The organism is Streptomyces rectiviolaceus (genome assembly GCF_039533825.1).
In the GTDB taxonomy this organism is placed as follows: domain Bacteria; phylum Actinomycetota; class Actinomycetes; order Streptomycetales; family Streptomycetaceae; genus Streptomyces; species Streptomyces rectiviolaceus.
The window spans coordinates 150,465-174,826 of the sequence record NZ_BAAAUG010000019.1; the positions used below are offsets into that span (position 1 = coordinate 150,465).

Annotated in this window: 23 protein-coding genes; 5 read left to right on the top strand and 18 right to left on the bottom strand. The window is 69.8% G+C overall.

The genetic code is table 11. From position 1 onward, the window contains the following. Positions 1 to 14: 14 nt before the first annotated feature. Both ABD378_RS05055 and ABD378_RS05060 read right to left on the bottom strand, forming a co-directional pair. The gene (locus tag ABD378_RS05055) at positions 15 to 1,226 is read right to left on the bottom strand and encodes an aminotransferase-like domain-containing protein (protein ID WP_344519163.1); all 1,212 of its coding nucleotides are present in this window, start codon (positions 1,224 to 1,226) and stop codon (positions 15 to 17) included. 104 nt (positions 1,227 to 1,330) lie between these two features. After that, on the bottom strand, positions 1,331 to 2,737 hold the full coding sequence (locus tag ABD378_RS05060; protein ID WP_344519164.1) for a helix-turn-helix domain-containing protein: 1,407 nt from the start codon (positions 2,735 to 2,737) through the stop codon (positions 1,331 to 1,333). A 203-nt stretch (positions 2,738 to 2,940) separates the two neighbouring features. Here ABD378_RS05060 and ABD378_RS05065 point away from each other — a divergent pair, with 203 nt between their 5' ends. Together ABD378_RS05065 and ABD378_RS05070 are read left to right on the top strand one after the other, a co-directional pair. Beyond that, the gene (locus ABD378_RS05065) at positions 2,941 to 3,471 is read left to right on the top strand and encodes a DUF4232 domain-containing protein (protein WP_344519165.1); all 531 of its coding nucleotides are present in this window, start codon (positions 2,941 to 2,943) and stop codon (positions 3,469 to 3,471) included. 136 nt (positions 3,472 to 3,607) lie between these two features. Further along, positions 3,608 to 4,501, top strand: a complete 894-nt coding sequence (locus ABD378_RS05070; RefSeq protein ID WP_344519167.1) for an NAD(P)-dependent oxidoreductase — start codon at positions 3,608 to 3,610, stop codon at positions 4,499 to 4,501. 50 nt (positions 4,502 to 4,551) lie between these two features. Here ABD378_RS05070 and ABD378_RS05075 read toward each other — a convergent pair whose 3' ends face one another. The 7 genes from ABD378_RS05075 to ABD378_RS05105 form a co-directional block, all read right to left on the bottom strand. Further along, positions 4,552 to 5,529 (bottom strand): zinc-binding dehydrogenase, encoded by a 978-nt coding sequence (locus ABD378_RS05075; protein ID WP_344519169.1) that lies wholly within the window; start codon positions 5,527 to 5,529, stop codon positions 4,552 to 4,554. Between the two features lie 105 nt (positions 5,530 to 5,634). Beyond that, positions 5,635 to 6,624 (bottom strand): porphobilinogen synthase, encoded by a 990-nt coding sequence (hemB, locus tag ABD378_RS05080; protein WP_344519170.1) that lies wholly within the window; start codon positions 6,622 to 6,624, stop codon positions 5,635 to 5,637. Positions 6,625 to 6,762: 138 nt separating this feature from the next. Next, positions 6,763 to 8,421, bottom strand: a complete 1,659-nt coding sequence (locus ABD378_RS05085; protein ID WP_344519171.1) for a bifunctional uroporphyrinogen-III C-methyltransferase/uroporphyrinogen-III synthase — start codon at positions 8,419 to 8,421, stop codon at positions 6,763 to 6,765. Next, on the bottom strand, positions 8,418 to 9,377 hold the full coding sequence (gene hemC / locus ABD378_RS05090) for a hydroxymethylbilane synthase (protein ID WP_344519172.1): 960 nt from the start codon (positions 9,375 to 9,377) through the stop codon (positions 8,418 to 8,420). The genes ABD378_RS05085 and hemC overlap by 4 nt, the downstream gene beginning before the upstream one ends. Continuing rightward, on the bottom strand, positions 9,374 to 11,101 hold the full coding sequence (locus tag ABD378_RS05095; protein ID WP_344519173.1) for a glutamyl-tRNA reductase: 1,728 nt from the start codon (positions 11,099 to 11,101) through the stop codon (positions 9,374 to 9,376). Before ABD378_RS05095 ends, hemC begins: the two co-directional genes overlap by 4 nt. Then, positions 11,098 to 11,853, bottom strand: a complete 756-nt coding sequence (locus ABD378_RS05100; protein WP_344519174.1) for a redox-sensing transcriptional repressor Rex — start codon at positions 11,851 to 11,853, stop codon at positions 11,098 to 11,100. Before ABD378_RS05100 ends, ABD378_RS05095 begins: the two co-directional genes overlap by 4 nt. A 304-nt stretch (positions 11,854 to 12,157) precedes the next feature. After that, positions 12,158 to 12,436, bottom strand: a complete 279-nt coding sequence (locus tag ABD378_RS05105) for a glutaredoxin family protein (RefSeq protein ID WP_344519175.1) — start codon at positions 12,434 to 12,436, stop codon at positions 12,158 to 12,160. Between the two features lie 136 nt (positions 12,437 to 12,572). Between ABD378_RS05105 and ABD378_RS05110 the strand changes: the two genes are divergently transcribed. The 3 genes from ABD378_RS05110 to ABD378_RS05120 all read left to right on the top strand — a co-directional run bounded on the left by ABD378_RS05110 (position 12,573) and on the right by ABD378_RS05120 (position 16,131). Beyond that, complete coding sequence (locus tag ABD378_RS05110) at positions 12,573 to 13,532, top strand: HAD family hydrolase (protein ID WP_344519176.1); 960 nt, start codon at positions 12,573 to 12,575, stop codon at positions 13,530 to 13,532. Between the two features lie 301 nt (positions 13,533 to 13,833). Continuing rightward, a complete protein-coding gene (locus ABD378_RS05115) occupies positions 13,834 to 14,625 on the top strand; it encodes an ECF subfamily RNA polymerase sigma factor, BldN family (RefSeq protein ID WP_160506459.1) in 792 nt (263 codons plus the stop codon). A gap of 267 nt (positions 14,626 to 14,892) precedes the next feature. Further along, positions 14,893 to 16,131, top strand: a complete 1,239-nt coding sequence (locus ABD378_RS05120; protein ID WP_344519177.1) for a DUF5667 domain-containing protein — start codon at positions 14,893 to 14,895, stop codon at positions 16,129 to 16,131. A gap of 74 nt (positions 16,132 to 16,205) precedes the next feature. On the opposite strand, the gene ABD378_RS05125 is transcribed toward ABD378_RS05120, so the two are convergent. The 9 genes from ABD378_RS05125 to ABD378_RS05165 all read right to left on the bottom strand — a co-directional run bounded on the left by ABD378_RS05125 (position 16,206) and on the right by ABD378_RS05165 (position 24,290). Next, complete coding sequence (locus ABD378_RS05125; protein ID WP_344519178.1) at positions 16,206 to 17,291, bottom strand: lysophospholipid acyltransferase family protein; 1,086 nt, start codon at positions 17,289 to 17,291, stop codon at positions 16,206 to 16,208. A gap of 14 nt (positions 17,292 to 17,305) precedes the next feature. Then, on the bottom strand, positions 17,306 to 18,352 hold the full coding sequence (locus tag ABD378_RS05130) for an NAD-dependent epimerase/dehydratase family protein (protein WP_344519179.1): 1,047 nt from the start codon (positions 18,350 to 18,352) through the stop codon (positions 17,306 to 17,308). 351 nt (positions 18,353 to 18,703) lie between these two features. Next, a complete protein-coding gene (locus ABD378_RS05135) occupies positions 18,704 to 18,802 on the bottom strand; it encodes a 30S ribosomal protein bS22 (protein WP_003948845.1) in 99 nt (32 codons plus the stop codon). Between the two features lie 125 nt (positions 18,803 to 18,927). Further along, the gene (locus tag ABD378_RS05140; protein WP_157869005.1) at positions 18,928 to 19,137 is read right to left on the bottom strand and encodes a helix-turn-helix domain-containing protein; all 210 of its coding nucleotides are present in this window, start codon (positions 19,135 to 19,137) and stop codon (positions 18,928 to 18,930) included. Between the two features lie 132 nt (positions 19,138 to 19,269). After that, complete coding sequence (locus ABD378_RS05145; RefSeq protein WP_344519180.1) at positions 19,270 to 20,085, bottom strand: phosphatase; 816 nt, start codon at positions 20,083 to 20,085, stop codon at positions 19,270 to 19,272. A gap of 239 nt (positions 20,086 to 20,324) precedes the next feature. Then, positions 20,325 to 21,500 carry an acetoin utilization protein AcuC gene (locus tag ABD378_RS05150; protein ID WP_344519181.1) on the bottom strand — a complete coding sequence of 392 codons (1,176 nt, stop codon included), beginning with the start codon at positions 21,498 to 21,500 and terminating at the stop codon, positions 20,325 to 20,327. Next, entirely contained in the window at positions 21,451 to 22,677 is a 1,227-nt protein-coding gene (locus ABD378_RS05155) for an MFS transporter (RefSeq protein WP_344519182.1), read from the bottom strand. The genes ABD378_RS05150 and ABD378_RS05155 overlap by 50 nt, the downstream gene beginning before the upstream one ends. 96 nt (positions 22,678 to 22,773) lie before the next feature. Beyond that, positions 22,774 to 23,493, bottom strand: coding sequence for a VC0807 family protein (locus ABD378_RS05160; RefSeq protein ID WP_344519183.1), 720 nt, complete (start codon positions 23,491 to 23,493; stop codon positions 22,774 to 22,776). A gap of 152 nt (positions 23,494 to 23,645) precedes the next feature. Further along, entirely contained in the window at positions 23,646 to 24,290 is a 645-nt protein-coding gene (locus tag ABD378_RS05165) for an HAD family hydrolase (RefSeq protein ID WP_344519184.1), read from the bottom strand. Between the last annotated feature and the right edge of the window lie 72 nt (positions 24,291 to 24,362).

A 24,362-nucleotide genomic window follows, 5' to 3' on the forward strand; every position in this document is an offset into this window, starting at 1 on the left:
AAGGGGCGCGGATCTCAACCCACCAGCGCACCCCCAAGCCTCCGCAGGCCCTCGGCGATCTCGTCGGGGGCCTGCGTCACAAAGCACATCCGCAGGGTCGCGGGGTCGGGCTCCCCCGCATAGAACGGCGCCCCAGGCACGTACGCCACGTCGTGCTTGACGACCTCGGGCAGCAGCGCGGCGGTGTCGTAGCCGTCGGGCAGCGTCGCCCAGACGAACATGCCGCCTTGGGGCCGGACCCAAGAAGAGCCGTGCGGCAACGCGTCAGCGAGGCCCAAAAGCATCGCGTCACGTCGCTCGCCGTACGCGCGCGCGACGCGGGCGACATGCGCGTCCAGGTCGTTGTCCGCCAAGTACCGTGCCGCGGCGAGCTGGTTGACGGTGGGCGTGTGCAGATCCGCCGCCTGCTTGGCCACCGCACACGCCCGCAACAGCGCCGCGGGCCCCCGCAGCCAGCCGAGCCTCAGGCCCGGCGCCATCACCTTCGAGAAGCTGCCGAGGAGTACGGTGCGGTCCTGCGCCCCCGGGTACGTCGCGATCCACGGCACCCGCTCGCCCTCGAACCGCAGCTCCCCGTATGGATCGTCCTCGATGATCCACAGGCCGCGCCGCGCGGCCACGGCGGCGATCTCCGCGCGCCGCCCTGCGGGCAGCGTGCGGCCGGTCGGGTTCTGGAAGGTGGGGACGGTGTAGAGCAGCTTCGGCCGGTGCGTGGCGACCAGTTCGTCGAGCGCGGCCGGGTCGATGCCCTCCTCGTCGCACGGCACGGGCACCACGCGGGCGCCCGCGAAGGCGAAGGCCTGAAGTGCCGCCAGGTAGCAGGGGCTCTCGACGAGGACGGTGTCCCCGGGCTCGACGAGCACCGTCGCGAGCAGCGAGAGCCCCTGCTGCGAGCCGGTGGTGACGAGCAGGTCGTCCGCGTCCGTGGGCAGCCCGCGCGCCGCCGTCCTGGCGGCTATCGCGGCGCGGAGAGCGGGCTCGCCCTCCGTCGTGGAGTACTGCAGCGCCGTACCGGGCGTCGACGTCAGGACCGCCTGGAACGCGGCGGCGACCCCGGCCGCGTCGAACAGCTCGGGCGCCGGAAGCCCGCCCGCGAAGTTGATGACCTCGGGGCGCGCGGTGACAGCGAGGATGTCCCGTACCGGAGAGCCCCCTACCGAGGCGGCGCGCGCGGCGAGCGGCGGGGTGGGTGCGGCGGTGGCGCCGGGCGCGGCGGTGACGGTCATCTACGACTCCTTCGGTTGTCAGGCAGATTAGGCATGTCCGTGCCGCGTACAAGTGTCATTTCGCGATACGGACGGCGCCTGATCCGCCTGACGAACCCCGGCCGCTACGCAGGCGGGTCCGGCACGTCGTCGTTGTCGCGGTTCGTCTTCGTCCACTTCTTGCTGTTGAGCGAGAAGCCGTAGACGGGACGGCCCTGGTCGCCGCTCGTGGCGAACGGCTTGCCCGTGTCGTCGATGCGCACCGTGCCGTGCCGGGTGCCGCTCGACCACTCCAGTTCCAAGTACCAGCGCACATAGCGGGTGTTGGCGGTCGCGTTGATGTAGAACGCCTCGGGGTCGCTCGCGCTCACCTTGTAGGGGAAGCCGCTGTCCCCTTCCTGCGGAGCCGGGCGTGGCACCGACGCGTCCAGGTCGACGGCGAAGGAGTGCTGGGGCACATTGCCTCCGCAGCCGACGCCGAGGTACCCCATCTTGTAGTTGTTCCACGCGAGCGGCGCGCTGGTCCCGGCGACGCGGACGTTCAGGGACTCCAGGACGACGGTGTCCTCGCCCGTGCCCTGGACGGTCAGCTTCACTGTCTGGTCCCGGGCGGAGACCGCGCCGTTCGCGGACACCCAGCCCGGGGCGTCCTGTTCGTTGGGGGGCGGGGAGAGGGTGCCGGGGTCCTTGTCGACGAGGTAGGGGTGGCCGCAGGGGTCCGACCAGTGCTGGGCCTGGGTGGAGACGGTCACCGGGACACCGCCCTTGCCCGCGCCGCCCTGGCCGCCGTCTCCGGAGCCGGGCGCCCGGGTCTCGCCCCCGGAGCCTTTGTCCTGGCCCTGGCCCTGGCCCTGGCCCTCAGGCTTGTCGGAGCCCGCTGCCTCCTTGCCCGGCTTGCCCTTCCCGGAATTCTTCCCGGAGGGCGAAGCGGATTTGGCGCCGTCCGGGCTCGGCTCCCCTTCCCCGCCGTGGGCGCTGGGGGAGTCGCTGGACACGTGGTCGCGGTCACCGCCTCCGGAGGAGGCCTGTACGGCGACGGCGGTGGCACCGAGCGCGAGGACGACACCGGCGGCGACGAGAACGCGCCCTCTGGGCAGCCGTCTCCCCTCGCGCCGCCCGGCCGCCGTGGGGGCCGGGCCGATCACGATGCCGGGCGCTTCGTCGCCTGGCGGTTCGTCGCCGGAGGCGGCCACGCTGCCGGAGGCCCCACGGGCGGAGGCCGATTCGCCGGAGGCCGGTGCACCCGCAGCATCAGACGCCGCGACGGGAGCGGGCTCCGCCTCCTTGCGGTCGCCCCTCGTCGCATCGGCCAGGATCCACCGCCGGTGGACCTCGACCATCTCCTCCCGCGAGGCCCCGCACACCCGGGCCAACCGCTCCAGCGGAGCGAACTCCGTCGGTACGGCCGCCCCGCTCACATATCGGTGCAGCGTCGACGTCGACACATGCAACCGCTTGGCCAGCGCCCCGTAACTGAGCCCCGACCTCTCCTTCAACTCCCGCAGCAATTCCGCGAGATCGCCCGCCCCCACGTTCTCTCCATCCCGTCCATCCGTTCCAAGGAACGGAGTTCCCGCAGATCACAGCCGTACGAACGTCCCATCGTCCCCAACTGCCGTGCCGCCCTGGCCGCCGGGACAGAGCCCCGCACAAGCTGTGGCCATACAAGCACGCCGTGTCCGGGATCCTCTGATCGCGGCTCACGTCTCCCCCGTCACACCGAAAGAGACCAGCCATGCGACTCACCACCAAGGCCGCCGCCACCGCCACGGCCCTCACCGCCGCCCTCTCGCTCACCGTGCTCGGCGGCGCCGCGTCGGCCGCGACGCCCGCCGCCAAGTCGGCGCCGGTCACCTGCACCGCCGCCACCACCAAGGTCACCGTGAAGCAGGTCGACCGCCCCCTCAACCACCTGCTCCTGAAGGCCGAGAACACGGGCACGAAGACGTGTTACGCGTACGGCGCACCGTACCTCCGCTTCGACGAGGCGCAGGCCGCCACGGTGTGGCTGGAGGACAGCAAGCCGCAGGCGGTCGTCACCCTCAAGCCGGGCCAGACGGCGTACGCGGCCATCGGCACGTCCTCACCCGAGGGCTCGGAAGGCTCCCAGGCACACAAGCTGGGCGTCCACTTCTCCAACCGCGCGATGAACGGCAGCGTGGGCGACCCGGCGGCGGCGAAGCTGCCGCAGGGCGGGGTGTACGTGGACAGCTCGGCGTTCGTCACGTACTGGCAGACGTCGGCGTCGGACGCGCTGATGTGGTGAGCCGTGTCGCGACGGGTTCCCCGCCCACCAACCTCCCGGTAAGTACGCACAAATAAGTAGGTACTTGTCCGCTTCTCCGTGCACGGGAAGGATCGGAGGCGTTCCCACCACACGCCTCCGATCGGAGTCCACAGCCATGCCCGCTCAGCCCGCTCAGCCCACCCAGTCCCCCGTAACCGTCCTCGGCCTCGGCCTCATGGGCACCGCGCTCGCCTCCGCGCTCCTCAAGGCGGGCCACCCCACCACCGTATGGAACCGCACCGCCGCCAAGACGGGCCCCCTGACCGCCCAGGGCGCGACCCCGGCCGACACCGCGAGAGACGCCGTCACCGCGAGCCCCCTCACCATCGTCTGCCTCACCACCAACGAGAACGTCCGCGCCCTCCTCACCCCGGAGGCGGAGGCGCTCGCCGGCCGCACGGTCGTGAACCTCACGAACGGAACGCCCGCTCAGGCAAGGGAGTTGGCGGACTGGGCCGCGGCTCACGGCATCTCGTACATCGACGGCGGCATCATGGCCGTCCCCCAGATGATCGCGACGCCCGGCGCGTACATCCTCTACAGCGGGACGGACGAGGCCGCCTTCGCGACGCACCGGCCCACGCTGGAGGCGCTCGCCGACACCAAGTGGGTCGGCAAGGACCCGGGCCTGGCCGCCCTTTACGACCTCTCCCTGCTCACCGGGATGTACGGCATGGCGCTCGGTGTCGCCCAGGCGTTCGCCCTGATCGGCAGCGAGGGCATCCCGGCACGCGAATTCGCGCCGCTGCTCAGGGACTGGGTCGTGGCGATGACGGACGGGATCGTGCCGGGGACGGCCGAGGCGGTCGACAACGACCAGCACCTCACCGACGTGTCCAACCTCGCCATGAACCGCGAGGCGTTCCCCAACTTCCTTCAGGCGTACGCCGATCAGGGCCTGCGGACCGAGATGTTCGAGCCCTTCCAGGGCCTCCTGGACCGCGCGGTCGATGAGGGCCACGGCGCCGACGGCCTCTCCCGCCTGGTGACCCTGCTCAAGCAGAACTGAGGCAGCAGGGCTGAGGCTGCAGAACTGAGGCAGCAGGGCCAAGAACAGGGCTAAGGGACAAGCACGACCTTCCCCGTGGTCTCGCGCCGCTCCATGGCCGCATGGGCCAGAGCCGCGTCGGCCAGCGGGAACGTCTGCACCGCGGGCACCAACTCCCCCTTGGTGGCGGCCTCCAGAGCCCGCCGCTCGTGCTCGGGGCCGTCCTCGGGCCGTTCGATCAACCGCAGCAGGGCGTTGACGACGGAGATCCCCCGCTCCTCCACGGCGCCCGCGTCCGGCTCGAACCCTTCCTGCGAGGACCAGCCGATGACCACGTACCGCCCGCCCTCACCGATGAGCCCGAACGCGGCGGCGGACTTCTCGCCGCCCAACCCGTCGAGCACGACACTGACCCGGCGCCCGTCGAGCCGCTCGCGCACGAGGTCCGCCCAGCCGGGCTCGTTGTAGTCGACGGCGAGGTCGGCGCCGAGCTCCCAGACGGCCTCGACCTTGTCGGGACCGCCGGCGGCGCCGATGACGACCGCCCCGAGCGCACCGGCGTACTGCACCACGAGCCGCCCGACGCCTCCGGCCGCGGACGTCACCAACACCACGTCGTCGGAGGTGAGTTGGGCGGCGTCCAGGAGCCCCATGGCCGTCGCCCCGGTCATCACCATGGTCACGGCGGCCTCGAACCCGAGCCCGTCCGGCACCTCGTGCAGCTGCGCGAGTTCGGCCACCGCCAGCTCGGCGTACCCGCCGGGCTCACTGCGCGGGGTCACGACGGACCGCCCCAGCCACGCGGGATCCACCCCGGGCCCCACCGCGTCGACGACCCCGGCGACTTCCCCGCCGAAGACCGAGGGCAGCTCGGGCAGCGGCGGCGCCATGTCACTCGCGTCGCCACGCCGCATGACGGTCTCGACGTGGTGAACTCCCGCCGCCCGCACGGCGATCCGTACCTGGCCCGGCCCCGCGACGGGGTCGGGCAAGGTCTCGTACGTCAGGTTCTCGGCGGGCCCGAACTCGTGCAGAACAACGGCGCGCATACGTCCTCCTCAGAACGTCGACCGTCCGTCGGCCGGACGTCGATGCACACCACCCTGCAACCTCAATCAAACTTGAGGTCAAGCGGACGGCCCGGGGAGGCGAGCTCAGAGCCGCCGCGCCACCTCGGTGGCCCAGTACGTGAGGATCATGTTCGCGCCCGCGCGCTTGATGCCGGTGAGCGATTCCATGATCGCCTGGTCCCGGTCGATCCAGCCGCGCTCGGCGGCGGCCTCGATCATCGAGTACTCACCGGAGATCTGGTACGCGGCGACCGGCACGTCGACGGCGTCGGCGACCCGGGCGAGGATGTCCAGGTAGGGCCCCGCGGGCTTCACCATCACCATGTCGGCGCCCTCTTCGAGGTCGAGCGCCAGCTCCCGCAGGGACTCACGGGCGTTGGCCGGGTCCTGCTGGTAGGTCTTGCGGTCGCCCTTCAGGGACGAACCGACGGCCTCACGGAAGGGGCCGAAGAAAGCGGACGAGTACTTGACGGTGTAGGCGAGCACGGAGACGTCCTCGTGCCCGACCTGGTCCAACGCGTCCCGGATGACACCGATCTGACCGTCCATCATGCCGCTCGGGCCCACCACGTGGGCGCCCGCGTCGGCCTGGACCTGCGCCATCTCGGCGTACCGCTCAAGGGTGGCGTCGTTGTCGACGCGCCCTTCCGCGTCGAGGACACCGCAGTGACCGTGGTCGGTGAACTCGTCCAGGCACAGGTCGGACATGACGATGAGGTCGTCTCCGACCTCGGCGCGCACGTCACGCAGGGCGACCTGGAGGATTCCGTCCGGATCGGTGCCGACGGTCCCCGCGGCGTCCTTCTTCGCCTCCTCCGGCACCCCGAAGAGCATGATCCCGGAGACCCCGGCCTCCAGCGCCTCGACGGCTGCCTTCTTCAGGCTGTCGCGGGTGTGCTGGACGACGCCGGGCATGGCGCCGATCTCCACGGGGGTACTGATTCCCTCGCGCACGAACGCGGGCAGGATCAGGTCGGCCGGGTGCAGCCGCGTCTCCGCGACCATGCGCCGCATGGCGGGAGTGGTCCGAAGGCGCCGGGGCCGCGCTCCGGGAAACGATCCGTACTTGGTCACTGTCTCTCTCACCTCATGCGATTTCTGGGGCCCCGGCCCCGCCCTCAACCTCAAACGCCGGACAGGCTGGGATATCCAGCCTGTCCGGCGTTTGAGGACGAACTCGGCGAAGCCGGTGATTCACGGTACGCCTGAGACTCAGGGAGCCGCACGCCGCCTACGGGAACCCGGGCGCCGCTCGCTGGGCCGGGTCACAGGGTCCCCCGCATCGAGCGCAGCCGCTCGACGCCTCGTTCCGAACTCGGCCAACGCCTCGGCGAGCTTGTGGACGGAAGGCTCCGGAGCCATCACGTCCACCCGGAGCCCGTGCTCCTCCGCGGTCTTGGCGGTGGCCGGGCCGATACAGGCGATGACGGTCACGTTGTGCGGCTTGCCGGCGATGCCGACGAGGTTCCGCACGGTCGACGAGGACGTGAAGAGCACGGCGTCGAAGCCGCCGCCCTTGATCGCCTCACGCGTGTCCGCCGGGGGCGGCGACGCGCGCACCGTCCGGTAGGCGGTGACGTCGTCGACCTCCCACCCGAGATCGATGAGACCGGCGACCAGCGTCTCCGTGGCGATGTCGGCCCGCGGCAGGAAGACCCGGTCGATCGGGTCGAAGACGGGGTCGTACGGCGGCCAGTCCTCCAGGAGACCCGCGGCCGACTGCTCACCGCTGGGCACCAGGTCGGGCTTCACGCCGAAGGCGACGAGCGCCGCGGCGGTCTGCTCGCCCACCGCCGCGACCTTGATCCCGGCGAAGGCACGGGCGTCGAGCCCGTACTCCTCGAACTTCTCGCGCACGGCCTTGACGGCGTTGACGCTGGTGAAGGCGATCCACTCGTAGCGACCCGTGACGAGTCCCTTGACCGCGCGCTCCATCTGCTGCGGCGTCCTGGGCGGCTCCACGGCGATGGTCGGCACCTCGTGGGGCACCGCGCCGTAGGAGCTCAGCTGGTCGGAGAGCGAGGCCGCCTGCTCCTTCGTACGCGGGACGAGCACACGCCACCCGAAGAGCGGCTTCGACTCGAACCACGACAGCTGGTCGCGCTGGGCGGCGGCGGACCGCTCACCGACCACGGCTATGACGGGCTGGCCTCCGTCGGGCGACGGCAGCACCTTCGCCTGCTTGAGGACCTGGGCAATGGTGCCCAGGGTCGCCTGCCATGTGCGCTGGCGCGTCGTCGTACCGGCGATGGTCACCGTCATCGGGGTGTCCGGCTTGCGGCCGGACGACACCAGTTCACCGGCTGCCGCCGCCACGGAGTCCAGGGAGGCCGACACGACCACGGTCCCGTCCGACGCCCCCACCTCGCTCCAGCAGCGGTCGGACGCGGTGCGCGCGTCGACGAAACGTACGTCCGTGCCCTGCGCGTCGCGCAGCGGAACACCCGCGTAGGCGGGTACACCGACCGCCGCGGCGATGCCGGGCACGACTTCGAAGGAGATGCCCTCGGCGGCGCAGGCGAGCATCTCCTCGGCCGCGTAGGTGTCGAGGCCGACGTCGCCGCTGACGGCTCGTACGACCCGCTTGCCGCCCCGTGCCGCCTCCATGACAAGATTGGTGGCGGCTCGCAACGAAGACGCTTCGGCGATCGCTGACGCGTCGTCAACTGTCCCTGGCCGAGGTGTGTCCACACCTCCCCTGGCATGCGCGCGAACGACGTCGAGCACATCAGGCTCGGCGATCAGCACGTCCGCTCGGGCCAGCGCCTCTACGGCGCGCAGCGTAAGTAGTCCCGGATCTCCGGGTCCGGCACCCAGGAAGGTGACGTGCCCGTGTGCGGGAAGGCCGGGAAGGTTCGAGGTGGGGCTCAAAGTGCTCGCTCCCCCATCAGACCGGCCGCGCCCTTGGCAAGCATCTCGGCAGCGAGTTCGCGGCCGAGCGCCATGGCTTGGTCATGCGTCTCAGGCACGGGACCGGTGGTGGACAGCTGCACCAGCGTCGAGCCGTCGGTTGCCCCGACGACGCCGCGCAGGCGCATTTCCTTGACAATCTGCCCGTCGGCCAGCAAGTCGGCCAACGCACCAACAGGTGCGCTGCAACCGGCTTCCAGGGCGGCGAGCAGGGATCGCTCGGCGGTCACGGCGGCCCGGGTGTACGGGTCGTCGAGCTCGGCGAGCGCGGCGGTCAGTGACGCGTTGGACGCGGCACATTCGATCGCCAGTGCCCCCTGGCCGGGGGCGGGCAGAATTGTGTCGACCGACAGGAAGTCGGTCACCTCGTCGATCCTGCCGACGCGGTGGAGCCCGGCGGCGGCGAGCACGACGGCATCGAGCTCGCCCTTGTGCACGAACCCGATGCGGGTGTCGATGTTCCCGCGGATCGGCACGGTCTCTATCGCGAGCCCGTGGTTGCGGGCGTAGGCGTTGAGCTGCGCCATGCGGCGGGGCGAGCCGGTGCCGATGCGTGCGCCGCTCGGCAGCTCGGGGAAGGTCAGCCCGTCGCGTGCGATGAGCACGTCACGGGGGTCCTCGCGCAGCGGCACCGCGGCCAGGACCAGGTCGTCCGGCTGTGCGGTCGGCAGGTCCTTCAGCGAGTGCACGGCGAAGTCGACCTCGCCTGCGAGCAGAGCGTCGCGCAGGGCGGTCACGAAGACGCCGGTGCCGCCGATCTGTGCCAGGTGCTCACGGGACGTATCGCCGTACGTCGTGATCTCCACGAGCTCTACGGAGCGGCCGGTCAACCGGCTCACTGTGTCGGCCACTTGCCCCGACTGGGCCATGGCCAGCTTGCTGCGCCGTGTCCCGAGCCTCAGTGCCCTCTCGGTCATGCCCGGCCTCGATTCGGATCTGTTTGCGATGCGTTCTGATCGGTGGGTTCATTGATCTTGTCGGCCCTGCTGACGGCGGCGACCGTCTGCGGGTCGAGGTCGAAGAGGGTGCGCAGCGCGTCCGCGTACCCGGCGCCGCCGGGCTCGCTCGCCAGCTGCTTGACCCGCACGGTGGGCGCGTGAAGCAGCTTGTCGACGACGCGGCGGACGGTCTGGGTGATCTCCGCGCGCTCCTTCTCCGGAAGTCCTGGGAGCCGTCCGTCGAGCCGCGCGATCTCGTTCGCGACGACGTCGGCGGCCATGGTGCGCAGGGCGACCACGGTCGGCGTGATGTGCGCGGCCCGCTGCGCGGCGCCGAAGGCGGCGACCTCGTCGGAGACGAGTCCCCGGACCTGCTCCACGTCGTCGGCCATCGGGGCGTCCGCGGAGGCCTCGGCGAGCGACTCGATGTCGACGAGGCGTACGCCGTCGATGCGGTGCACGGCTCCGTCGATGTCGCGGGGCATGGCCAGGTCGAGCAGCGCGAGCAGGACATGGCCGGTCTCGACCATCGAGGGGCCGCGGCGCTCGGGCACCCGCCCGGTGGCGGTCACGGCCGCGGCGAGCGCGGTGATGGTGTCGGCCTCGCTCTGCGGGTCGTCACGGCGCACGGCGGGCGCGTTGTCCACCCAGGCCGCGTGCTGCTCAAGGGTCGCGGCGTCCATCCCGGCGACGGCGTCCTCGCCCATGACGGAGAACCCGACGCCGCGGGGCACGGCCGCCCCGTCGCCGGAGAGCCCGAGCGGGCACGCCTCGTCGCTGTCGGGGGCAGTGTCGTACGGAGCGGAGGCAGACGCGGAGTCTGTCGCCGGTACGCGCGGTGCGCCCACCGCGACGGGCGCGCCCGTACGGTCGGCGACTCCGGCCGCGACGGCCTCGGCGGTCAGGACGAGACCGGTGGCCCCGGTGCAGGAGACCGCGACATCTGCACGTGTCAGTTCGGCCGCCACCTGATCCATCGGCACGGCGCGCGCGATGGTGCCGGTACCGCCCTCGGAAAGGATCTCCGCCAGGCGGTGCGCCCGGTCGAGCGTGCGGTTGGCGACGACGACCTCGTCGACCCCGGCCCGCGCGAGCGTCGCCGCGGCGAGCGAGGACATGGAACCCGCGCCGATGACCAGGGCGCGCTTGCCCTTGGCCCACGCCTCGACCGGCTCGCGCCCGGCGAGCTGTTCGAGGCCGAAGGTCACGAGCGACTGCCCGGCCCGGTCGATGCCGGTCTCCGAGTGCGCGCGCTTGCCGACCCGCAGGGCCTGCTGGAAGAGGTCGTTGAGGAGGCGCCCCGCGGTGTGCAGCTCCTGGGAGCGCGCGAGGGCGTCCTTGATCTGGCCGAGGATCTGCCCCTCGCCGACGACCATCGAGTCCAGGCCGCAGGCCACCGAGAACAGGTGGTGGACGGCTCGGTCCTCGTAGTGGACGTACAGATAAGGGGTGAGCTCCTCGAGGCCCACACCGCTGTGCTGGGCGAGCAGCGTGGACAGCTCGGCGACGCCCGCGTGGAACTTGTCCACGTCGGCGTACAGCTCGATGCGGTTGCAGGTGGCGAGCACGGCCGCTTCGGTGGCGGGCTCGGCGGCCAGCGTGTCCTGCAGGAGCTTGGCCTGCGCATCGGCGGCAAGGGCGGCCCGCTCGAGCACGCTCACCGGAGCGCTGCGATGGCTCAGCCCTACGACGAGGAGACTCATGCCGGCATCACGGCGGGGACGTCCCCGTCGGGTCCTTTCCGCTGCTGCTTGGCGGCGGCGGGCGGCTCGACACCGTCGGCCGCCGCTTCCTCACCGGCCTTGCGCTGCTCGTGGAAGGCGAGGATCTGCAGCTCGATGGAGAGGTCCACCTTGCGTACGTCGACGCCGTCCGGCACGGAGAGAACGGTGGGCGCGAAGTTCAGGATCGAGGTCACACCGGCGGCGACGAGCCGCTCGCAGACCTGCTGGGCGGCGCCCGCCGGGGTCGAGATGACGCCGATGGAGACGCCGTTGTCGCTGATGATCTTCTCGAGGTCGTCGGTGTGCTGCACCGGCATCCCCGCGACGGGCGTGCCCGCCATGGCCGGGTCGGCGTCGATCAGCGCGGCGACACGGAAGCCGCGCGAGGCGAACCCGCCGTAATTGGCGAGCGCGGCGCCGAGGTTACCGATGCCGACGATCACGACGGGCCAGTCCTGGGTCAGGCCCAGCTCGCGGGAGATCTGGTAGACGAGGTACTCGACGTCGTAGCCCACACCGCGCGTCCCGTAGGAGCCGAGGTAGGAGAAGTCCTTGCGCAGCTTCGCGGAGTTGACCCCCGCGGCGGCCGCGAGCTCCTCGGAGGAGACCGTGGGCACCGAGCGCTCCGACAGTGCGGTGAGGGCTCGGAGGTACAGCGGAAGCCTGGCGACGGTGGCCTCGGGAATCCCTCGGCTGCGGGTCGCCGGTCGGTGAGTTCGGCCAGTTGCCACGGTGCTCCTGCGGGTAGAGCGGGGCTGCAGGCGGTCACACATCCCCAGACCGCCCCGTCGAAAGCAGGCTATGTCTTTGTGAACGCGTGCACAAAGATGGTGTCCGATTTGCCCGGCCAACGTGACCGGGGTCACGCGCCCCCGGCGCACGTTCCGGGAACCGGCGCACATGAGGCTGCGGTGCTCACTTGATGGGGGCAAAACCGCACACTCTCCTCACGATCATCGCCCCCGAGACCAAACCGCCCACGATCCTAAGGGACCATTCGGGCCGTTTGGACTCGTCGGTCAGTGACGATTCGGACTACGGAGCGAGCTCGCGCCGCAGTCGATCTTCGTTCACCCGCCAGAAGGTGTGCTGTTCACCGTCCACCAGGACCACCGGGATCTGTTCCCAGTAGGCCCGGTTGAGCTCTTCGTCCTGCGTGATGTCCTTCTTCTCCCATACGACTCCCAGCTCGCCGCAGACCTTCTCGATCACCAGCTGTGCGTCATCGCACAGATGACAGCCGGGCTTACCGATCAAGGTGACCGTCCGGTCCTGGGGCTTCTTCTTCTCCGTACGGCGAAAAATCGGGCTCATGACACCATTCTCGCCCCACCGACGCGCCGCACGGGCCCCTCTTCGGCCGCCTCTTTAACGGTGCGGTCGCGCAGAGTTCACAGCACCGAATCCTGCCGACTCCGGAACGACCGAACGAACTAGCTATGCTCACGACATGGCCGCTCTCGGATGGCTCACCCCCCGTAGGCGCTCCGCCACCGCGCGGAGCGTGTTGGCAGGCGAGGCCTCGGCTGAGGCAGCGCGCAAGTCCTCCCAGGAGCTGGAGGCGCTCGACAAGGACGAGGCCGCAGCGGCGGCGCCCTCGCCCGAGGAACCGGAGGAGCCCGAGTTCCCGGTCGTCGGCGACGACAAGGCCGCCGCCTTCTTCGACCTCGACAACACCGTGATGCAGGGCGCCGCGATCTTCCACTTCGGCCGCGGCCTCTACAAGCGGAAGTTCTTCGAGCGCCAGGAGCTGGCCCGATTCGCCTGGCAGCAGGCGTGGTTCAGGCTCGCGGGCGTCGAGGACCCCGAGCACATGCAGGACGCCCGCGACAGCGCCCTGTCCATCGTCAAGGGCCACCGCGTCGCCGAGCTGATGTCCATCGGCGAGGAGATCTACGACGAGTACATGGCCGAGCGCATCTGGCCCGGCACGCGCGCCCTGGCCCAGGCCCACCTCGACGCGGGCCAGAAGGTCTGGCTGGTCACGGCCGCCCCGGTGGAGACGGCGACGATCATCGCCCGCCGCCTCGGCCTGACCGGCGCGCTCGGCACGGTCGCCGAGTCCATGGACGGCGTCTATACGGGAAAGCTCGTCGGCGAGCCCCTGCACGGCCCGGCGAAGGCGGAGGCGGTCCGCGCGCTCGCCTCGGCGGAGGGCCTGGACCTGGCCCGCTGTGCGGCGTACAGCGATTCGCACAACGACATCCCGATGCTCTCGCTGGTCGGGCATCCGTACGCGATCAATCCCGACGCCAAACTGCGCAAGCACGCGCGCGAGCGTGACTGGCGCCTGCGGGACTACCGCACCGGCCGCAAGGCCGCCAAGGTCGGCATCCCGGCCGCCGCCGGAGTCGGCGCGCTCGCGGGCGGCACGGCCGCGGCCATCGCCCTGCACCGCCGCCGCCACTGAACATTCCCTCGGTCCTACCCCACCCGGGCTCCCGCCAGTCACGCCGGTAGCACTCGGCCACAACACGCCCTGCGCTTAGACGGAATGTGACCCATATCGATCAACATCCGTTCACTGTCTGCTACTTGAACGGGCATAGACCGGTAACAGAAGCGACGTAATCGGTGATTTGAGCAACTGGGTGTAGTGCCGCCTGTACGAAGCGTTATTCTCCTCAGACGCATTACGGACCCCACGCGTCGCTACGACGGGTGAACGGTCCCGCACTGCACGTGATGGAAGCTCTGCCTCTGGGAGTCCCGTGTACCCACACGTCGGGGTTGACGCCTCGGGCCTGGCTACGCTGCGCGCAACGGTCGCCGACCGCTTGCGCGGCTTCGTCCCCACCGCGTACGCCGGCCCCGCCGTCCCCGCATTTGCCGTCCCCACACCCGCCGGGCCCGTCTATGCCCTGGCGGACAGCGGCGCGGCGGTCAGCAGACGGGCTCGTTCCGCCTCTGCCGCCACCTCAACCCCCACCCCCCGCCGTCCCGCCGCGGACAGCGACAGCGCCCGCATGATGGATCTCGTCGAACGCGCCCAGGCGGGCGAGTCCGACGCCTTCGGCCGTCTCTACGACCAGTACAGCGACACGGTCTACCGCTACATCTACTACCGCGTCGGCGGCAAGGCGACCGCCGAGGACCTCACCAGCGAGACCTTTCTGCGCGCCCTGCGCCGCATCAGCACGTTCACCTGGCAGGGCCGCGACTTCGGCGCCTGGCTGGTCACGATCGCCCGCAACCTGGTCGCCGACCACTTCAAATCGAGCCGTTTCCGCCTCGAAGTGACCACCGGCGAAATGCTCGACGCCAATGAGGTCGAGCGCAGCCCCGAGGACTCCGTCCTGGAGTCCCTCTCCAACGCCGCACTGCTCGACGCCGTGCGCCGCCTCAACCCCCAGCAGCAGGAGTGCGTGACCCTGCGCTTCCTGCAGGGCCTCTCGGTCGCCGAGACCGCTCGGGTGATGGGCAAGAACGAGGGCGCGATCAAGACCCTCCAGTACCGCGCGGTCCGCACACTGGCCCGGCTCCTGCCGGACGACGTGCGCTGACACCGCGCGCCACCGACAGCCCTCTGTAGCCGTGCGGAGTCTTCAACTCACCGTCCGTGGCGGCCAGATGGCCGTCACGGAATTCAAGCGGTCCGATCATCCTCCGTCCGTAACCCAAGTGCCGCGACACTCGTTGTGCGGGATGCAGGCTCCCTGTGGTTGCTCCCTGATCACCTCCGCTCACTCGATCGTGTGGAAGTGCTCAAGTCGTGCAACCCTCAGGACCCCCTGGGGAGTCGACCGTCATGACGAGAGGAGGTGCCGCCAGTGATCGCGAACGTATCGGCACACCGGCGGGCGAACGCCTTCGCCCAGGCCCTGGAGGAGCAATCCGACCAGGGCCCGGCGGCCGAGCAGTCCGAAGGTTCCGTCACGCCCGATCCCGTGCCGTCCGAACAGACGGCCCCGGACCGGATGTTGACTCTCGCGACCGGCCTCGGCGAGCTGCCGAAGCCGGAGCTGGATCCCGAGGTCAAAGTGGTCCAGCGGGCCCAGCTCGTAGCCGCCATGGAGGCCATGCTCCTTGAGGGCACGGCCGCGGGCGGCGGGACCATCGGTACCTCGGTGCCCGAACAGCGGTCCCGCAAAGGTGCCCACCGGGCCACGGGACTGCGCAAACTGAAGCCACGCTCCAGGCTTTCGCAAGGCATCGCCGCGGGCGGGCTCACCGTCGGCGTGGCCGCAGGGGCGTTCAGCGGAGTGGCCGCGGCCAGCTCCGACGCGCTGCCGGGCGATTCGCTGTACGGCCTGAAGCGCGGCATGGAGGACCTCAAGCTCGGCATGGCCGACGGCGACAGCGGCAAGGGCGAGGTCTATCTCGACCACGCGTCGACACGCCTGAACGAAGCCCGTCGGCTGATGGAGCGGGGCCGCACCGGCGACCTCGACCACGAATCCCTCGGGGAGGTCAGGCGGGCCCTCTCGGGCATGCGGCACGACGCCACGGAAGGCCACCGCCTTCTCCACCAGGCGTACGAGAGGGACGGCTCGCTCGGCCCCATCCAGACCCTGTCCGCCTTCTCCGAGTCGCACCGCAGAAGCTGGAGCGACCTGCAGAGCAGGCTGCCCGTCCAGCTCGGTGACGTGGGCGAGCAGGTGAGCTCGGTCTTCGACGCGATGGACCAGGAAGTGGACCCCCTCCGCTCCCTCCTCCCCCGCACCCCGGACAAGAGCGACGCCCCCGGACAGCCAAGCCAGGGCGGCTCCTCCGGCTCCTCGACGCCGGACAGCCCCTCGTCCCCGGACTCGTCCCCGAGGGACGGCTCGAGCGCCGACAAGAGTGAGCCCCGCCCGTCGGCACCGGACAAGGGCGAGGACGACGGCTTGCTGGGCGGCAACACGGGCGGCCTGCTCGACCCGCCGAAGTCCGACACGACTCCGAGCAGCCCGTCGGACGGCAATTCGTCCGACAAGGAGACCCCGTCGGCCAAGCCGGACGTCACGGTGCCTCCGATCCTGCCGGGCCTGCTGCCGGGCCTGGGGATCGACGAAGAGGACGCCAAGTAGTTCACGTAAAGCCGGCCGGTCTTGATCCCTTCGCGGGATCAAGACCGGCCGGCTTTACGTCGGTCGGCTTTACGTCAGAAAAAGACGGACCGCCGCTGCACCAGCAGCTTGTACAACGTGTGCTGAATCTGCTCCCGGACCTGATCGGTCAGGTTGAACATCAGCATCGGGTCCTCGGCCGCCTCCGGCGGATAGCCGTCCGTGTGAATCGGCTCCCCGAACTGGATCGTCCACTTCGTGGGCAACGGCACCGCGCCCAGCGGCCCGAGCCAAGGGAACGTAGGCGTGATCGGGAAGTATGGGAAACCGAGCACCCGCGCCAGCGTCTTCGCGTTCCCGATCATCGGGTAGATCTCCTCCGCCCCCACGATCGAGCAGGGCACGATCGGCGTCCCCGCCCGCAACGCGGTGGAGACGAATCCGCCACGCCCGAAGCGCTGCAGCTTGTAGCGCTCGCTGAACGGCTTCCCGATGCCCTTGAACCCCTCCGGCATCACCCCGACCAGCTCACCCCGCGCGAGCAGCCGCTCCGCGTCCTCTGCGCACGCCAGCGTGTGCCCCGCCTTGCGTGCCAGCTCATTGACCACCGGCAGCATGAAGACGAGGTCCGCCGCGAGCAGCCGCAGATGCCGGCCCTCGGGGTGGTTGTCGTGCACGGCGACCTGCATCATCAGGCCGTCGAGCGGCAGCGTCCCGGAGTGATTGGAGACGATCAGCGCCCCGCCGTCGGACGGGATGTTCTCGATGCCCTTCACCTCGACACGGAAGTACTTCTCGTACAGCGGCCGCACGAGGGACATCAGGACCTGGTCGGTGAGCTCCTCGTCGTAACCGAAGTCGTCGACCTCGTAGTCACCCGTGAGCCGCCGCCGCAGAAACGCGAGGCCACCCGCGATACGCCGCTCCAGGCCACCACCGGCGCCCCGCGGCCGAGGTTCCACCCCGGCCCCGGGCCCGGAGGCCTCCTGTCGCGCAGGCTCCGGCTCGGCCCTCTCCACCTGCGGCTCCCCGTACTGCTGGCCCGGCATGGCCCTGACCTCACGCACGGCTGCCGGATCGTTCTTGCGCCGGGCCGCGCCCGCGCCCCTGCGCCGCGACGGGCGCTGCGCACCCGCGCGCGACCGGTCGTCGTCGAACGGAATGACCTTGGCGTCCGCCATCGTTGACGCTCTCCTCAGTTGGCGCTCTGGTTGCCCGCGAAGGGCAGCGTGGCGATCCGGTCGATGGCCCCCGCGACGGCCTGCGGCGGCAGAAGTCCGGGACCCCGACTGCGTACGAAATCCGCGAAGGTCTCCGCGGTCGTGTACTTGGGGCTGAAGCCCAGTGTCTCGCGCATCTGCCGGGTGGCCACGACCCGGCCGTGGGTGAGCAGCCTGATCTGCTCCGGCGAGAAGTCCGTCACGCCCAGCGTCCGCAGCGCCTGGCCGACCCAGGTGACCGCGGGCATGAACACCGGCAGCGTCGGACGCCCAAGGCGCCGCGAGCACTGCGAGAGCAACAGCAGGCCGTCACCCGCGATGTTGAAGGTGCCGCTGTTGAGCGTCCCGCGCTCCGGATCGCGCGACCCGAGGCGCAGGACCTCGATCGCGTCGTCCTCGTGCACGAACTGCAGCCGCGGATCGTAGCCGAAAACGGTCGGCAGGACCGGCAGCGAGAAGTACTCGGCGAGCGGGGAGTCCGCGGCAGGACCCAGGATGTTCGCGAAGCGCAGCACGCAGACCGCCACGTCCGGGCGGCGGCGCGCGAATCCGCGTACGTAGCCCTCGACCTCGACGGTGTCCTTGGCGAAGCCGCCGCTCGGCAGGGACTTCGGCGGCGTCGTCTCGGTGAAGACCGCGGGGTCACGGGGCGCGGAGCCGTACACATTGGTGCTCGACTTCACCACGAGCCGCTTGACCGTCGGCGACTTCTGGCAGGCGCCGAGCAGCTGCATCGTGCCGATGACGTTGGTTTCCTTGAGCGAGCCGCGGTTGCCGCCGGCGAGCGCGGTGCCCGTGACGTCCATGTGCACGACCGTGTCGACGGAGAACTCGGCGAGCACCTTGGCGATCGCGGGCTGCCTTATGTCGGCCTGGACGAAGTCGGCGCCGCCCAGATGGTGCGCGGGAGGGACCGCGTCCACCGCGACCACCCGGTCGACCTCGGGGTCCCGCAGGACGCGCCGGACGAACCGCCCGCCCAGTTGTCGGGCCACCCCGGTCACGAGCACGACCTTGCCCAAGATCAGCGCCTGCCTTCCCCAGCCATCGACGTCCTGCCGCGCCCCATCATGTCTCTCCCGGCACACGCTAGCGGGTCGATGTTGCGCTGTGATGACCGCCTGATGCAGGAAGTGACGACAGCCACCGACAAACGCACGGACCAGGCCCTACGCCCAGAGCAGGACGTACGCCGGATCGGGAGGCACATCCTGCCCAGGACGTACGTTCGAAACAAGCCCCCAGGCGATGCGGCGAAGCCCGAAAACCGGCCGGAAGACGCCCCGGCGGGTGCCCCGGAAAGGACCCGGAAAACGCCGAAGCCCTCCCGCCGGATGACGGGAGGGCTTCGGGACACGCTGTACAGCTGTCGCTTACTTCTTGTTGCGACGCTGAACGCGAGTGCGCTTCAGCAGCTTGCGGTGCTTCTTCTTGGCCATCCGCTTACGCCGCTTCTTGATAACAGAGCCCACGACTACCCTCGCTCACTTCTCTTCACTCGGTGCGGGGCAGCAGACTGGGCCCACACGACCTACGTCGGCCTAGCCTACCCGCCCCCGGGTGAGGGACGTAATCGAGGGGGATCGATCGACTCCGATCAGCCCGCCTCGACCCCTACATAGGACTCGCGGAGGTACTCGTGAACCGCCTGCTCCGGGACCCGGAATGACCTTCCGACCCGAATGGCGGGCAGATGACCACTGTGCACCAAGCGGTACACGGTCATCTTGGACACTCGCATCACCGAGGCGACTTCCGCCACGGTCAGGAACTGGACCTCGTTCAGCGGCCTCTGGTCAGCAGCCATGACACCCCACCTGAACCTTCCGCACATGACGGGCACCGGCTTCCCCTTCCGGTGACTCTTCGTCTCTGCGCGCTCACTCACCAGACTAGGGGCGGATGATGCGAGTGGGGAAGAGGAGTAGCGATCGGCCGCCTACTGTGACAGACACGCTCGATTGAGTACATAGCGAGTAAGCGGTCTGTAGTAATCAGACCGCACAGCGTCATCAAGCGGAACGACGACGGACACCTGCCCCTCGGCCTCTCCGACGAACAGCGCGGGATCATCCGTATCCGCCAGACCGATCGCCTCAAACCCCAGCTGACCTGCCCCGCAGACCCATCCGTGGTCCCCGATGACGAGCTCGGGAAGCGGTCCGTCAGCCTCCGCGGCAGCCGCGAGAGCGACTCGAACCGGGAGTGGTGAGTGGGTATGTGCGCCGGTCTCACTCCCGGTGGGACGCGCGCCGGGTTCCCGCACCAGCGCGACTCCTTGTACGTAGTCAAGGTTGTACGTGCGTAGGCCGAACCGGGTCGTTATGTCGACACTGCTGCCCTGCGCGGGGGTGAGGACGGTGCACCCGGCCGCCGACAAAGCGTCCGCCAGGGCGGCGTAGAAACCGAGGAGGCGGTGCGGATGCCCCGTCCCGAAGAGCACGGGGAGCCCCCTTCGCGCCGCGTCCGCGAGCCTCTCGGCGAAGGCGTCGAGCGCGACCAACGTCCGCTCAGGGTCGATGACATCGCCCCCGGAGGTGTGCCGCGGGTCGGCGGACACCCCGCACTTGTCGGCCATGAGCCCCAGCAGGTCACCGGGCCCCCAACTCCACTCGGGATCGAGCCCGAGCAGTATCCGCGGATCCCGGGCCGCGAAGAGCCGATAGCTCCGCAGGCTCTCTTCCCGCGTGGTGGCCACGGGCCCGGCCAACCGGGCAGCCAACAGATGCGCACGCAACGCTCCGGTGCTCAACACGGCTCGATGCTGACGCATCAGCCGGACGCCCACCCCCAAAACCCCGGAAAACACCCACAGTTGGGCTAACAGCCCGACAATCCAGCACGCCCGGACAGATTCAGCCCGTCCGGCGTTTGAGGACATCTTGTCGGGGGTCCAGGGGGCGGAGCCCCATGGTTTCGGGAAGGGGCGGGATTGGGGAAAGCCCCGCAGGGACCGCCCCTACGCCCCCCACGCACCCCACGCACCCCACGCCCCTATGGCAACAACCCCCGCAACGGAAACGCCGCCCGCCGAGCAGCAATCACCGCCTGATCAAGCCGATCCGCAGGGTCATACCCCTCCGACCACTCCGCCCAGGAGACAGGCCACCGCCCATCCGTCATCCGCACAGGCGCCAACTGCCGAGTCCGCGCAAAGACTTCCTGCCGCCAGCCCTCAGGAATCACCGCCGAAGGCGAAATCTCCCGCCCCGCGGCAATAGCGGTGAGATGCGTCCACGACCTCGGCACGACATCCACCACGGCGTACCCACCCCCACCCAGCGCGACCCACCGCCCATCGGCGTACGAATGCGCCAACTCATGGCAGGCCACCTGCACAGCCCGCTGAGCATCAAGCGACACAGCAAGATGAGCCAGCGGATCCTCAAAATGAGTGTCGGCCCCATGCTGAGTGACAAGCACCTGCGGCCGAAACTCCGCCAACAACTCCGGCACCACAGCGTGGAACGCCCGCACCCACCCCGCGTCCCCGGTCCCGGCCGGCAGCGCGACATTCACGGCCGACCCCTCGGCATCCCCGGCCGCACCCGTCTCCTCAGGCCACCCGGTCTGCGGAAACAGCGTCCGCGGATGCTCGTGCAACGAAATCGTCAGGACCCGCGGATCGTCCCAGAAGGACGCCTGCACCCCGTCCCCGTGGTGCACGTCCACATCCACGTACGCGACCCGCTCGGCGCCCAGCTCGAGCAGCCGCGCGATGGCCAGCGAGGCATCGTTGTAGATACAGAACCCCGAGGCGGACCCCGGCATCGCATGGTGCAGCCCACCCGCGAAGTTCACGGCATGCAGCGCTTCCCCGCGCCACACCGCCTCGGCCGCACCCACCGACTGCCCGGCGATCAGCGCCGACACCTCGTGCATCCCCGCGAAGGCGGGGTCGTCCGGGGTCCCGAGGCCATAGTTGCCGTCCGCCGACGCCGGATCGGCGGACGCGGCCTTGACCGCGTCCACATAGTCCTCGCGATGCACGAGCCGCAGCGTCGAGTCACCGGCACGCTTGGCCGCCACCACGTCCAGCTCCTGGTCAAGCCCGAAGGCGTCGACCAGGCTTCTGGTCAGCGCGAGCCTGACCGGGTCCATGGGGTGCTCAGGACCGAAGTCATAGCCCGTTACTGCCTCGTCCCACATCAGCTGTGCGCGGCCGCTCATGCCCGTCACCGTATCGGTCCGCTCCGGGGGCGAAAGACCGGGCATACAACAAGGTCACGAGCACCAACACCATGGGAACGAGCATCGCCCCGCGGTAGTTCCAGGCATCCCCGAGCGCACCCACCAGCGGCGAACCGATCAGGAACCCCACGTAGTTGAAGACATTGAGCCTCGCGACAGCGGCGTCCGACGCCCCCGGGAAGAGCCGCCCAGCCGCGGCGAAGGTCTGCGGGACGATCACACACAGCCCGATCCCGAGCACCGTGAACCCCAGGATGCCGGTCCACGCCCCGGGCGCCACGGCCACGACGGCGAATCCGACGGCGGCCACCACCGAACCGGCCCGCACCACCGCAACCGCCCCGAACCGCCGCACGCCCAGGTCCCCGAGCCCCCGGCCCAACAGCGTCATGACCATGTAGACGTTATAGGGGACGGTCGAGACCTCCTCGGAGCTGCCCAGTACGTCCTGCAGATACTTCGCACTCCAGTTGGAGACGGTCGAGTCCCCGATGTACGCAAAGGTCATCACCAGGCAGAGCGGCAGCAGCAGCTTGAAGACAACGGGCCCGCCCTTCCCTTCCCCGACACCGCTACCGGCACCGACACCGACACCGGTACCGGCATCGACGTACCACCGACTCCCCACCAACGCCGTCGGCAACAGCACCACGACCACCGGCAGATACGAGACGAAGAGCGACAGATCCCAGTGCGCCCCCGCCCACGCGATCGACGCCCCCGCGATCCCTCCCAGGCTGTACGCCGCGTGAAACCCCAGCATGATGCTGCGCCCGTACGCCCGCTGCAGACTCACCCCGAGCATGTTCATGGACGCGTCGAGCGCCCCCACCGAGAGCCCGAACGCCCCCAGCGCCACGGCCACTTGCCACAGGGCATCCCCGGCGCCGACGCCGAGCAGCGCCAGGAGCACCACGGGCTGCGACCACCGCAGCACACGGCTGGGCGGCACCCTTTTGACCAGCCATTCCGTGCCCACGCTGCCGACCCCCGCGAGGATCGGCACGGCGGCGAGGAACACCGGCAGCAGGCCGTCGGATATCCCGTACTGATCCTGAATGGCGGGGATCCGCGTCACCAGCAACGCGAAGGTGACGCCCTGCACCAGGAAGCTGAACGCCAAAGAGGCCCTGCCGCGCCGCAGCTCATCTGTCATGGCTGCAGAGCGTAGAACCCCTGGCTACCAGTGGGTAGATAGATCACCCACCCAATTCCCTACGTCTCTCTCCCCCCCAGCGAGCCAAGGCCCCCGTCACCGCCCGAGCGCGGCGACCTCCTCGCTCACCTTCTTCTCCATCGGATCGACGACCAGGTGACCACTGACCACGACCGTCGCCGTGATGGTGACCCCGGCGATCACGCCGCCGAGCCACACCATGGTGTCGACGGGCAGCGTGTAGGCCCCCACGACCCGCACCGCGGCCTCACCGAACAGCGCCACACCCCACATCACCGAGAACATCCGCTCCATCCGCGCGAACCTCCCCCGCTCGGCGATCAGCCGCTCCCACACACCGGTCCGCAGCGGATTCCCCTTGGTCACCCAGGGCTTGAGCCCCACGGTCATCAGCGGCCGCCCTGCGGCCACGGACACCAGCACAGCGATGCCGATCGTCGCGGTGATCCCACTGTCCTTGGCGAGCATCAGCCGCGGGTCACCGGCCAGCAGACTGAGCAGCAGCCCGACGAGGTTGGCGGCCAGGACGAGCGCCGCGAACCCATTGACCCGGCGCTCCTTGAGCACACTCCACAGCGTCCGCCCGGCGGGCACCACACTGCTCCAGGCAAGCGCCGCCATCGTGCCCATCCCGAAGCCCTTGCTGAGCAGGTAGTACGAGGCTGTGGGCACCGCCGCGTCCAGCACGAGCGGCTTCAGCGACTCCCAGCGCGACTGCCGGACGGAGGCTTCCGCGGCAGCTGCGGTGCCCGTGGCAGGGGCAGGGGCAGGGGCTGTGGTGCCGAGCTGGCTCATAGCGATCGGTCCTCCGTCGTCACTGTCACTCTCACTGAGTGCGTCCCGTTCGTTCTCGACGTACTCAGCCTCGCCGCGACCACCCATCGGCCGACAGAAACGATCGTCCGGACCTCGCAGTGACAAATGTCAGACCGCTCCCCCCACCCACGTCATACGAGCAGGTCAGCCAACTCCCCCATGTCCCCGAAGAGTTCATTGGCCCCCGAGAGCCGCTCCGCCGGCGTCATGGCGGTGAACCCGTACACATCCATCCCCGCCGCCACAGCGGCCCGCACCCCCAGCGGACTGTCCTCGACCACCACACACTTCTCGGGCGCCACTCCCATGCGCTCGGCGGCATACAGAAAGAGATCCGGCGCAGGCTTCCCGCGCCCCACGTCCTCAGAGCTGAAGACCCGGTCGTCACCGAACCACCGATCGAGCCCGGTCCGCCGATGTCCGACCCGAATCCGCTCATGACTCCCGGAGGAGGCAAGGCAGTACGGCACTCCACCGGCCACCAACTTCTCCAGTACGCCAACGGCCCCCGCCACAGGCTCAAGCTCCCGCTCGAAGGCGGCGAAGACACGAGCGTGGAAGGTCACATCAAAATCCTTGGGCAGACGCTGCCCACTCCGCTCAAGAACAAGATCGTGTACGCGATGAATGGCAGCCCCCATGTAGTCACGCAGGGAATCCTCATACGTGGTGGGGTGCCCGAGCTCGGTCAGATAGGCGGCAAGGATGGTATTGGAAAGCGGCTCGCTGTCCACAAGGACGCCGTCATTGTCGAAGATGACCAGGTCGTATCGCATAACTCGACCCTAAATGAGCCCTGAACGCAGAAAACCCCCGCACCCAGAGGGTGCGGGGGTTTCCCGTTAATA